This window comes from Microbacterium sp., assembly GCF_047605725.1.
Classification (GTDB): Bacteria; Actinomycetota; Actinomycetes; order Actinomycetales; family Microbacteriaceae; genus Microbacterium.
In genome coordinates this window covers 1-11300 of sequence record NZ_JASGFE010000069.1, presented here as the reverse complement: position 1 = coordinate 11300, position 11300 = coordinate 1, and the positions used below count along the sequence as shown (strand labels likewise).

Sequence of the window (11300 nt, the reverse complement as noted above, 5' to 3'; positions counted from 1 at the left end):
TGACCCACCACAACCTCCACACACCCGGTGTTGCAATAGCCCCCTGAAGCCGCCCTCGGTCTCGCGACCGCATGCGCCAGGCGAACCGGCACGCGCGGTCGTAGGCTGGCCGCATGGCGGACCGCTCCGAGATGTCGAGGTCGTTCGGGCGCATGGCGGGCGCGTACGAGTCGGGGCGCCCCGGTTATCCGACCGAGGCGACGGCGTGGATGCTCGAGCCGGTCGTGCGGTGCGACGAGCCGCCGCGCGTCGCGGATGTGGGAGCGGGGACCGGCAAGCTGACCCGCACCCTCGTCTCACTCGGCGCGGAGACGGTGGCGATCGACCCGGATGCCGCGATGCTCGCAGCGCTGCGAGAGGCCGTGCCTGGCATCCCGACCTTCATCGGCACGGCCGAGCAGCTGCCGCTTGCGGACGGCTCGCTCGACGCCGTCGTGCTCGGTCAGGCCTGGCACTGGGTCGATCCCGACGCGGCCTCGGCCGAGGTCGGGCGCGTGCTGCGGCCCGGCGGGGTGCTGGGGCTTGCCTGGAACCTCCGCGACGAGCGCGTGCCGTGGGTGCATCGGCTCACCGAGATCATGCACACCAGTCGCGCCGAGCAGCTGATGGCGGAGGAGGGTCCCCGGGTCGAGGAGCCCTTCGGGGAGCTCGAGCACGCCACCTGGGAGTGGACGCGGCCGGTGACGAGGGCGATGCTGCTCGACATGGCGCGGTCGCGCAGCTATGTCATCACGGCGACTCCCGACGAGCGCGCTGCTATCGAGACGGGCCTCGCGGCGCTGCTCGACGAGATCGGCGCGGTCGGCGAGGCCGTCGTCGACCTGCCGTACGTCACGCATGCCTACCGGGCCGTGCGGAAGGGCCGCTGAGCGCGCATCTAGACTGGATGCCCGTGGCTCTCACCATCGGAATCGTCGGACTCCCGAACGTCGGCAAGTCGACCCTCTTCAACGCCCTGACCAAGAACCAGGTGCTCGCGGCGAACTACCCGTTCGCGACGATCGAGCCCAATATCGGCGTCGTGAACCTGCCCGATCCGCGCCTGCAGAAGCTCGCCGAGATCTTCGGCTCGGAGCGCATCCTGCCGGCTGCGGTCTCGTTCGTCGACATCGCCGGCATCGTGCGCGGCGCGAGCGAGGGGGAGGGCCTGGGCAACCAGTTCCTCGCGAACATCCGCGAGGCCGACGCGATCGCGCAGGTCGTCCGCGGGTTCAGCGACGACGATGTCGTGCACGTCGACGGCGCGGTCGATCCGCAGAACGACATGGAGACCATCAACGCCGAACTGCAGCTGGCCGACCTCCAGACCCTCGAGAAGGCGATCGTGCGGTACGAGAAGGAGGTGCGCGGCCGCAAGCTCGACCCGGCCGTGCTGGAGACGGCGAAGGAGGCCGAGGACGCCCTGCAGCGGGGGGTGCTGCTGTCGGCATCCGGCATCGACCTCGCGCCGATCCGGGAGCTGGGGCTTCTGACCGCGAAGCCGTTCATCTTCGTCTTCAACGTCGACGAGGCGGTGCTGACGGATGCCGCGCGCAAGGCCGAGCTCGCAGCCCTCGTCGCGCCGGCACAGGCCGTGTTCCTCGACGCGAAGATCGAGTCCGAGCTCATCGACCTCGACCCCGAGGACGCCGCGGAGCTCCTCGCCTCGACCGGCCAGGACGAGTCCGGGCTCGACCAGCTCGCCCGCATCGGGTTCGACACGCTGGGCCTGCAGACCTACCTCACGGCGGGTCCGAAGGAGGCGCGCGCCTGGACGATCGGCAAGGGCTGGAAGGCGCCGCAGGCGGCGGGGGTCATCCACACCGACTTCGAGAAGGGCTTCATCAAGGCCGAGGTCATCTCGTTCGAGGACCTCGTCGCGGCGGGGTCGGTGGTCGAGGCACGGGCGCGCGGCAAGGCGCGCCTGGAGGGCAAGGACTACGTCATGCGCGACGGCGATGTCGTGGAGTTCCGCTTCAACGTGTAGCGGCAGGGGACGACAGGGCAATCGATGTCGAGGCTCTGCCTCGGACGATGGCGATGGCGAGGAACGTCCTCAGCGACTGAGTCCGTGCGACGGTGCGCCGGTCATGCGCCGATCGCGTCCCGCTTACAGGGTGAAGTGGCCGTTTCGCGCCTGAATCGCGTCGGCGGGGCCGGTTCGCCCTGTACGCGGGACGCCTGGAGCCGGCCACCGGGTCCCGACAGCGACGTGTGACGGCAGGATTCGCATCGCCAAGATCCGCTGATTACCCTGGGACGACCGCTGTGCCCAGAGAGGAACCCCGACACCGTGTCAGAGCGCCAGATCTTCGAACCGGACGGCCGCGCCGTCCCCTACGTCGACCAGGGCGAGGGCCCCGCACTGGTCCTGCTGCCCGGGCGCGGGCTGGAGATCAGCTATCTCGGGATCCTCGCCAACATGCTCGCGGACGAGGGATTCCACGTCGTGCGGATCGGCTCCCGCCGCTCCGCCACCGACGGCGGAGAGCTGACGATGCACGACCTCGCCCAGGACGTCGTCGACGTCATGGACCACGTGGGCCTGCGCAGCGCCTGGATCGGCGGTCACTCGTTCGGGGGCGCCGTCGCGCGGACCGTCGCGCTCGATCACCTCGACCGCGTGAACGGCGTTCTGCTGCTCGCCGTCGAGACCGCCGGTTCGTCAGCGGGCGGCACGGCCTTCCTCACGGTCCCCGAGGACCAGATCCCGGATGCCGTCACCGGGCTCATCGGCGATTTCGAGGACACCGCGCTGGCCTGGCGCTTCATCGCCCGGGCGCGCACGGCCGAGCTCGAGCCGGCGCAGAGCGCCGCGCTGGAGGCGACGCCCGCAGCCGAGTGGGCGCAGCTCGCCCCCACGGTTCCGGTGCTGATCGTCCAGGGCGACCAGGACCCGATCGCGCCGTCCGACCGCGGCGAGGGGCTCCGGGCTTCGGCACCGGATCGCGTGACAGTCGTGGCCGTCGAGGGCGGCGGGCACCTGTTCCCGGCGACGCACGCCGGCGACACCGCCGCGATCATCGAGGACTACCTCGACTGGGACTGAGCCCGCGCGGCCGGTGCCGGTGGCGCCGCACGGCCTGCCCTGACCGGTCTACGATGGACGGATGGCCACCTCGAACCTCCCCGCCCCGCAGCCCCTCGCCGACGACAAGCCGCTCCTGGCGGTCATCGAGGACGGTGCCTCGTGCTGCGGCGGCGGTTGCTGCTCCACGAGCTGACGACCCGCTCCGCGCCGAGACCTGTGGCGCTCAGTGCACCGGCGGTCCGTCGAACTCGGCGTCCGCCGGTTTGCGGATGACCACGGCGCCGACCAGCATCGGCAGTGCGATGATCGCCGCCACCAGAAACGCCGCGTGCGCGCCGGCCGCACCGGCGACGGAGTCCGAGGCTCCCGACGCCGCGGCGGTCGTCGACACCGCGGACATGACGGTGAACAGCACCGCGATGCCGGCCGCTCCCGCGACCTGCTGAGCGGTGCCGACGATCGCCGAGCCGTACGAGTAGAACCGCGGCTCGAGCGAGGCGAGGGATGCCGTGAACAACGGCGTGAACGAGAGTGCGAGGCCCAGCGAGAGCACGGTCTGGGCGATCACGACGATCCACAGCGGCGTCGTCGCGGTGAAGAACAGCGCGAAACACCACAGCACGCCGATCGCGAGGACCGCGCCGGGCACCAGCAGGGTGCGGGTGCCCCGCGCGTCGTACACACGACCGATGAGGGGACCTGCCAGGCCCATGATGAGCGAGCCGGGAAGCACGGCAAGACCGGTGTCGAGCGAGGAGACGCCGAGCACGCTCTGCAGGTACAGCGGCAGCACCGTGATGACGCCGAAGAAGGCCGCAGACAGCAGCGAGAGCTGGCTGATCGCGAGCGTGAAGTTGCGCGACCGGAAGACGCGCAGATCCAGCAGCGCGTCGTCGACCCTCTGCAGCTTCAGCTGGCGGAGCACGAAGATCGTCAGGGCGACGACGCCGACCACGAGCGGCACGACGAGCGAGGTGGTCGCGAGCGACGCGGATGCCGTGCCGGCCTCGCCCTGGTGCTGCGCGCCGCCGATCTGACTGAGCCCGTAGACCAGGCCGCCGAACCCGAACGCCGACAGCACGACCGACGGCGCATCGATGGGCGCGCGGGTGGTCTCGCCGAGGTTGCGGATCCACGTGGCACCGACCGCGAGCGCCACCAGGGCGATCGGCAGCACGACGCCGAAGATCCAGCGCCAGCTCAGCGTGTCGAGGAGGAACCCGGCCAGCGTCGGTCCGATCGCGGGGGCCAGCGACATCACGATGCTGACCCGGCCCATCATGCGCCCGCGCGAGTGCGGCGGCACGATCGTCATCAGCGTGGTCATCAGCAGCGGCATCATGATCGCGGTGCCCGAGGCCTGCACGACGCGTGCGACGACCAGCACGACGAAGCCGGGGGCCACCAGCGCGATGAGCGTGCCGAGCGAGAACAGGGTCATCGCCGCGACGAACATCGTGCGGGTCGTGAAGCGCCGCAGCAGAAACCCGGTCACCGGGATGACGACGGCCATCGTGAGCATGAACGCCGTGGTCAGCCACTGCGCGGCGACCGCCGTGATGCCGAGGTCGCCCATCAGGTGCGGGATGGCCACGCCCATCGTGGTCTCGTTGAGGATCGCCACGAACGCCGCCGCCAGCAGCAGCCAGACGATCCGGGTCTCCTCGGGAGGAAGGATCGCGCCCGGCCGCCCGCTCGTGCGGTCGGTGGAGGTCACGCTGGGGCTCGTCTCGGATCGCGGCACCTCCACGTCAACCGCCGCGTCGGATCCGGCATTCCCCGAACCGGTGACGACCTCGCGCCGACCGGCGTCGGATTAGGCTGGCGCTCGTGAGCATGATGGGCGGCTTCGCCGCCGGCCGGGGCACCCGTGGGGTCGACGAGGCGGCGCAGCGCCGGGCCAACGCCCAGGCGCCCGAGATCGCCCACCTGGGCCGGCGCGTCGTGGCGCTCTTCCGGCCCTACCGGGGACGGATCGCCCTGACCGCGCTCATCGTGGTGGTCTCCGCCGCGATCGCCGTCGTGCCGCCGCTGATCGTGCAGCGCATCTTCGACGACGCGCTCTTCCGGCCCGGCGGGCCACCCGACGTGCCGCTGCTCGTGCAGCTCGTGCTGGTGATGCTCGCGCTGTTCCTGCTGTCGGCCGGTCTCGGGTTCGTGCAGACGTGGCTGACCTCCACCGTCGGAAACAGCGTGACCGGAGACCTGCGCGTGCGGCTGTTCGAGCACCTTCAGTCGATGGAGCTCGCCTTCTTCACCCGCACGAGGACCGGCGTCATCCAGTCACGCCTGCAGAACGACGTCGGCGGGGTGGCGGGGGTGCTCACCAACACCGTCACGAGCATCCTCGGCAACGTCGTGACGGTGGTCGCCTCGCTCGTGGCGATGGTGCTCATCGACGTGCGGCTCACCCTCGTGGCCGTCGTCCTGCTGCCGGTCCTCGTGGTCGTCCAGCGCCGGGTCGGCCAGGTGCGCGCGCGCATCGCCGCGCAGACCCAGGAGTCGCTGTCCGAGCTGACCACGATCACGCAGGAGACGCTGAGCATGTCCGGCATCCTGCTCTCGAAGTCGTTCAACCGGCAGCGCCACGAGTCGGCCCGCTACCGCGACGAGAACCGCAACCAGGTGCGGCTGCAGGTGCGCCGTGCGATGAGCGGCCAGGGCTTCCTCGCCGTCGTCCACGTGATCATGGCCAGCGTCCCCGTCGTGGTCTACCTCGTGGCGGGACTGCTGATGACCGGCACGCCGGGCGCGATCACCGCCGGCGCGATCGTCGCGTTCACGACCGTGCAGGCACGGCTGCTGCAGCCGCTCACCGGGCTCATGCGGGTCGCGCTCGACCTGCAGACCTCCCGCGCGCTGTTCGCCCGCATCTTCGAGTACCTCGATCTCGTGCCCGCGGTCACCGACGCCCCCGGTGCGATCCCGGTCGCGCAGGCGCCCGGTCCGCTCGGCCGCGTCGAGTTCCGCGATGTCGTGTTCCGTTACCCGGATGCCGGGGTTCAGACCCCGGCGACGCTCGACGGCGTCTCGTTCGTGGCCGAGCCCGGCAGCCGAGTCGCCTTCGTCGGCCCGTCCGGCGCGGGCAAGACCACCGTGCTCTCGCTCGTGCCGCGGCTGTACGAGGCGGCCGGCGGGGCGGTGCTGTTCGCGGGCGCGGACGTGCGCACGCTCACCCAGGAGTCGATCGTCGACGAGGTCGGCATCGTGTCGCAGGAGACCTATCTGTTCCACGACACGATCCGCGAGAACCTGCGCTACGCGAAGCCCGACGCCACCGACGCCGAGCTGGCGGCGGCGTGCACGGCCGCCGGCATCCACGACGTGATCACGGGGTTCGAGCACGGCTACGACACCGTCGTCGGCGAGCGCGGCCACCGCCTCTCCGGGGGCGAGAAGCAGCGCATCGCCATCGCCCGCGTGCTGCTGAAGGATCCGCCGGTGCTGCTGCTGGACGAGGCGACCTCCGCGCTGGACACGGTCTCGGAGCGTGCCGTGCAGGAAGCGCTGGATGCCGTGGCGAAGGGCCGCACGACGCTGTCGGTCGCGCACCGGCTCTCGACGGTCGTGAGCGCCGATGTCATTCACGTGCTCGACGCCGGCCGCATCGTGGAGTCCGGCACGCACGCCGAGCTGCTCGCGCGCGACGGGGTGTACGCCGCTCTGGCGCGCCGTCAACTGGCTGCGGGCGAACCGGAGCGCGCCCCGGGCTCCCCCCGGCGGTGAGGGAGCGCCGGGCTCGTCACGGGGCGGCGGCGAGCCGTGCGAGCGCTCGGGTGCTCATGCGCCCGAGCGCACCGCCGCGACAGCCGCCGCGACGGCCGCCGGGTCGACCGGTTCGCGCGCGCCGTGCCCGAACGTGAAGCGCACGGCGGTGCGGGCGACCTCCGGCTCCACGCCGATCGCGACGAGCACGTGCGACGGCTCGTCGCTGCCGGCCGCGCACGCCGAGCCGCTGGAGGAGACGAGCCCCCGCCGCTCGAGCTCCAGGAGCACGGCCTCACCGCTGGTGCCGGCGAACGTGAAGCTCGCGGTGCCGGGGAGCCGCCGCGACGGATGCCCGGTGAGCCGGGCCTGCGGCACCCGTTCGAGCACGCCCGCGACGAACGCGTCGCGCAGCCGCGCGACGCGCTCTGCCGCCTCGATCCGTTCCCGCTCGGCCAGCTCCAGCGCGGTGGCGAAGGCCACCGCGCCGGCGACGTTCTGCGTGCCGCTGCGGCGCCCGCGCTCCTGCCCGCCGCCGTGCAGCACCGGCTCCAGCGGGATCCGCCCGCGCACGGCGAGCACGCCGGTTCCGGGCGGGGCGCCGACCTTGTGGCCGGCGACCGAGAGGGCGTCCGCGCCGGTGCCCGAAAGCGGCAGCCAGCCGGCCGCCTGCACGGCGTCGAGGTGCAGCGGTACCGACCCGGTCACCGCGGCGAGCGCGGCGACGTCCTGCACGGTGCCGATCTCGTTGTTCGCGTAGCCGACGGTGACCAGAGCCGTGTCCTCGCGCAGGGCGGCGGAAACGGCATCCGGGTCGACCGATCCGGTCTCGTCCACGCCCACCCGCGTCACCGCGACACCGTGCACGCGTTCGAGGTACGCGCATGACGCGAGCACCGACTCGTGCTCGATCGGCGTCGTGACGAGGTGACCTGGTCCGCCCCGGCGCAGCGCCGCGGCGATCACGACGCCTTTGATGGCGAGATTGTTCGACTCCGTCCCGCCGGAGGTGAACACGACGTCGCCGGCGCGCATGCCGATCACGTGGGCGACCCGCCGCCGCGCGTCCTCGAGCGCGGCCGCGGCCGCCTCGCCGACGGTGTGGTGGCTCGACGGGTTGCCGAACCGCTCGGCGAGGAACGGCAGCATGGCCTGCACGGCCTCGGGCCGCACCGGGGTCGTCGCGGCGTGGTCGAGGTAGCGCACGTCAGGCCTCCAGGCGCAGATCCAGGCCCAGGTCGACGGCCGGGGCGGAGTGGGTCAGCGCGCCCACCGAGATCACGTCCACGCCGGTTTCGGCGATGTCGCGCGCGGTCTGCAGCGAGACGCCGCCGGAGGCCTCGACGATCGCCCTCCCGCCGACCTGGGCGACGCCTGCGCGCAGGTCTTCGAGCGAGAAGTTGTCGAGCATGATGGTGCCGATGCCGGCGGCCAGCACCGCCTCGATCTGATCGAGGCGGTCGACCTCCACCTCGACGTGGGTCGTGTGGGGGAGACGTGCGATCGCGGCCTGCAGCGCCGCCGTGACCGACACGCCCTTCTGCGCGAGCACGGCGAGGTGGTTGTCCTTGACCATGACGGCATCCGACAGCGACCAGCGGTGGTTGTGACCGCCGCCGCAGCGCACGGCGTGCCGCTCGAAAGCGCGCAGTCCCGGCGTGGTCTTGCGCGTGTCGGCGATGCGGGCGCCGGTGTGTGCGACCTCGGCGACGTAGAGACTGGTCAGGGTCGCGATGCCCGACATCCGCTGCGCGAAGTTCAGCCCGATCCGCTCCGCCGTCAGCACCGAGCGGGCGGGGCCGGCCACGGCGGCCAGCACTGTGCCGGGGGAGAAGAGCTCGCCGTCCTGGGCGATCAGGTGCACCTCCACGCGCGGATCGGTGAGCCGGAAGGCGGCGGCGAAGACGTCGCCGCCGCTGAACACCCCGCTCTCGCGGGCGACGAGCTCGGCGTGCGCCACGGCGTTCTCCGGGATCAGGTACTCGCTCGTGAGGTCGCCCCACGGCGCGTCCTCGGTCAGGGCGGCGGCGACCACACGGTCGATCACGACGGTGCTCAGCATGGCGCTCCCTCTCGCTCGTCCGCGCGCTCGGCGTGCGCCTGTGCGGTGTCGTCGCTGCGGAAGTGCGCGCCGATCGAGGCGGTGCGGGCGGATGCCGCGGCCACGAGTGCGGCGGCCACCTCCAGCAGGTTCTCGTCCTCGAGCTCGGCCACCGTGACCGGGTTCCGCTCGGCGGCGCGCCAGGCGGCGATCGTCGCCGCCGCGTGCCGCAGTCCGGCCCCGTCGCGGATCAGGCCGGCGCGGTCCCACATCAGGCGCTGCAGCGCCGCGCGGGAGAACGGTTCGAGGGGCGGCGCGTGCGCCGGCTCTGGTGCCTGTCCGCGCTCCGGGTGCGGGGCCCGGGCGGGTCCTTGCTCGTCCCCGGGTGCCCGCTCCGGCCGGCCGCCCGCGCCGGTGGCGGCGCCGGAGTTCGACGGCGCCACCGGCCACGGCGCGCCGGCACGGGCGGAGGCGACGTCGCCGGCGACCACGTCGCCGGCGCGCGCACCGAAGACGGCGCCCTCCAGCAGCGAGTTGGAGGCGAGCCTGTTCGCACCGTGCACGCCCGTGCGGGCGACCTCGCCCACCGCGTAGAGCCCCGGAACGCTCGTCCGGCCGTGGAGGTCGGTCGCGATGCCGCCCATCAGGTAGTGCGCGGCGGGGGTGACCGGCACCGGCGCGCGGGCCCAGTCCAGGCCCCGCGCGCGCACCGCGGCGTCGATCGTCGGAAAGCGCCGGGCCAGGAACGCCGAGGTCTCGGCCGGCGTGGCACGAAGGCCCGTGGCATCCAGCCGTACCGGCCGACCCCCCTGCGCGGCCATGCGCCGCGCGATCGCGCGGGCGAGCACGTCGCGCGGGGCGAGCTCGCCGTCGGGGTGGTCGTCGAACGCGAACCGCGCCCCGTCGTCGTCGATCAGCACGGCGCCCTCGCCGCGCACGGCCTCCGACACGAGGAACGCGTCGGTGCCGGGGAGGACGGTGGGATGGAACTGCACGAACTCCAGGTCGGCGACCGCGGCGCCGGCCCGCAGGGCCGCGGCGATGCCGTCGCCGGTGGCCACCGGCGGGTTCGTCGTGTGGGCGTACAGCTGGCCGGCCCCGCCGGTGGCGAGGACGACGGCATCCGCGTCGAGCGTCGTCCGCTCGCCGTCCACGAGCAGCTCGACCCCGACGACCCGCACCGGGCCCGCGTCGGACCGTTCGACGCCCGCCGGCCGAGGTTCGGTGCTCACCAACTTCGGAGAGTTAGACGAAGTTCGGAGGATTTCGGCGCAATCCTCCGAACTTCGCGCGATTCTCCGAGGTTCGTGAGCGGATGCCGAGGCGAGACCGGGAGCGGATACCCGCACCGGGCCCGCGACGACGAGGTCGACCAGGAACGCATGCTCCACGACCCGCACGGCGCTCGCCCGCACGCGCTCCACGAGGGCGCGTTCGATGGCCGTGCCGGTCGCGTCGCCGCCGGCGTGCAGGATGCGCGGGTAGGAGTGCGCGGCCTCGAGTCCCTTGACGAACGCGCCGCCGGCGTCGCGGTCGAAGCCCACGCCGAGCTCGACGAGCTCGCGGATGCGCGCCGGGCCCTCCGCCACGAGCGTGCGCACGGCGAGCGGGTCGCTGAGCCCCGCCCCCGCGGTCATCGTGTCGTGCAGGTGGTCGACGAGTCGGTCGTCGTCGAACATGACCCCGGCGATGCCGCCCTGGGCGAAGCGCGTGTTGGCGTGGTCGAGCACGTCCTTCGTCACGACGGTCACCCGGCAGCCGGAGGCCGCGGCGTGCAGCGCCGCCGTGAGCCCGGCGATGCCCGAGCCCACCACGACCACGTGCGGGGCGGTCATGGCCGGGCCGCCAGCATCCGCTCGAGGGCGACGCGCGCGGGCTCGGCCACCGACACGGGCACCGTGATGCGGTTGCGCACCTCGCCCGCCACGAGCCCCTCCAGGACCCACGCGAGGTAGCCGGGGTGGATGCGGTACATGGTCGAGCAGGGGCACACCACCGGGTCGAGGCAGAAGATCTCGTGCTGCGGATGCTCGGCGGCCAGGCGCCGCACGAGGTTGATCTCGGTGCCGATCGCGAACACGGTGGGCTCTGTCGCCGCCTCGATGGCCTTGCGGATGTAGTCGGTCGAGCCCGACTCGTCGGCGGCGTCGACGACCGTCATCGGGCATTCCGGGTGCACGATGACGCGCACGCCGGGGTGGGCGGCGCGGGCCCGGTCGATCTGGTCGACCGTGAACCGGCGGTGCACCGAGCAGAACCCGTGCCAGAGGATCACGCGCGCGTCGTGCAGCTGGTCGGTCGATGAGCCGCCGAGCGGATGCCGGGGGTTCCACATCGGCATCCGGTCCAGCTCCACGCCCATCGCCTTCGCGGTGTTGCGGCCGAGGTGCTGGTCGGGGAAGAACAGCACGCGGCGCCCGCGCGCGAAAGCCCACTCCAGCACCGTGCGGGCGTTCGACGACGTGCACACAATGCCGCCGTGACGGCCCACGAAGCCCTTGATCGCGGCGGAGGAGTTCATGTAGGTCACCGGCACGACCGGCA

Annotated in this window: 9 protein-coding genes; 4 read left to right on the top strand and 5 right to left on the bottom strand. The window is 72.6% G+C overall.

What is annotated here, in order from left to right; all coding sequences use genetic code 11:
* The first annotated feature begins 113 nt into the window (after positions 1 to 113).
* The 3 genes from QM641_RS12070 to QM641_RS12060 all read left to right on the top strand — a co-directional run bounded on the left by QM641_RS12070 (position 114) and on the right by QM641_RS12060 (position 3028).
* Positions 114 to 869: a class I SAM-dependent methyltransferase gene (locus QM641_RS12070; RefSeq protein ID WP_415116808.1), complete on the top strand. Its 756-nt coding sequence runs from the start codon at positions 114 to 116 to the stop codon at positions 867 to 869.
* Positions 870 to 892: 23 nt separating this feature from the next.
* A complete protein-coding gene (ychF, locus tag QM641_RS12065) occupies positions 893 to 1966 on the top strand; it encodes a redox-regulated ATPase YchF (protein WP_415116806.1) in 1074 nt (357 codons plus the stop codon).
* Between the two features lie 306 nt (positions 1967 to 2272).
* Complete coding sequence (locus QM641_RS12060; protein WP_415116804.1) at positions 2273 to 3028, top strand: alpha/beta fold hydrolase; 756 nt, start codon at positions 2273 to 2275, stop codon at positions 3026 to 3028.
* Positions 3029 to 3233: 205 nt separating this feature from the next.
* On the opposite strand, the gene QM641_RS12055 is transcribed toward QM641_RS12060, so the two are convergent.
* The gene (locus QM641_RS12055) at positions 3234 to 4727 is read right to left on the bottom strand and encodes a DHA2 family efflux MFS transporter permease subunit (protein ID WP_415116802.1); all 1494 of its coding nucleotides are present in this window, start codon (positions 4725 to 4727) and stop codon (positions 3234 to 3236) included.
* A 122-nt stretch (positions 4728 to 4849) separates the two neighbouring features.
* On the opposite strand from QM641_RS12055, the gene QM641_RS12050 reads away from it, so the two are divergent.
* Positions 4850 to 6736, top strand: coding sequence for an ABC transporter ATP-binding protein (locus QM641_RS12050; RefSeq protein WP_415116810.1), 1887 nt, complete (start codon positions 4850 to 4852; stop codon positions 6734 to 6736).
* A 54-nt stretch (positions 6737 to 6790) separates the two neighbouring features.
* Here QM641_RS12050 and QM641_RS12045 read toward each other — a convergent pair whose 3' ends face one another.
* From QM641_RS12045 to QM641_RS12030, 4 genes are all read right to left on the bottom strand, one after another.
* Positions 6791 to 7921, bottom strand: a complete 1131-nt coding sequence (locus QM641_RS12045) for a cysteine desulfurase family protein (protein ID WP_415116800.1) — start codon at positions 7919 to 7921, stop codon at positions 6791 to 6793.
* 1 nt (position 7922) lies between these two features.
* Positions 7923 to 8777 (bottom strand): carboxylating nicotinate-nucleotide diphosphorylase, encoded by an 855-nt coding sequence (gene nadC / locus QM641_RS12040; RefSeq protein WP_415116797.1) that lies wholly within the window; start codon positions 8775 to 8777, stop codon positions 7923 to 7925.
* On the bottom strand, positions 8771 to 10591 hold the full coding sequence (locus tag QM641_RS12035) for an L-aspartate oxidase (RefSeq protein ID WP_415116795.1): 1821 nt from the start codon (positions 10589 to 10591) through the stop codon (positions 8771 to 8773). The genes nadC and QM641_RS12035 overlap by 7 nt, the downstream gene beginning before the upstream one ends.
* Positions 10588 to 11300, bottom strand: a 713-nt coding sequence (locus QM641_RS12030) for a quinolinate synthase NadA (RefSeq protein WP_415116793.1), incomplete at its 5' end; no start/stop codon positions are given. The genes QM641_RS12030 and QM641_RS12035, both read right to left, overlap by 4 nt.

Bases quoted from the DNA above. Each gene is read 5' to 3' on its own strand.
- QM641_RS12070 (WP_415116808.1), top strand. From the start codon at position 114: ATGGCGGACCGCTCCGAGATGTCGAGGTCGTTCGGGCGCATGGCGGGC.
- QM641_RS12050 (WP_415116810.1), top strand. From the start codon at position 4,850: ATGGGCGGCTTCGCCGCCGGCCGGGGCACCCGTGGGGTCGACGAGGCG.
- nadC (WP_415116797.1), bottom strand. From the start codon at position 8,777: ATGCTGAGCACCGTCGTGATCGACCGTGTGGTCGCCGCCGCCCTGACC.
- QM641_RS12035 (WP_415116795.1), bottom strand. From the start codon at position 10,591: ATGACCGCCCCGCACGTGGTCGTGGTGGGCTCGGGCATCGCCGGGCTC.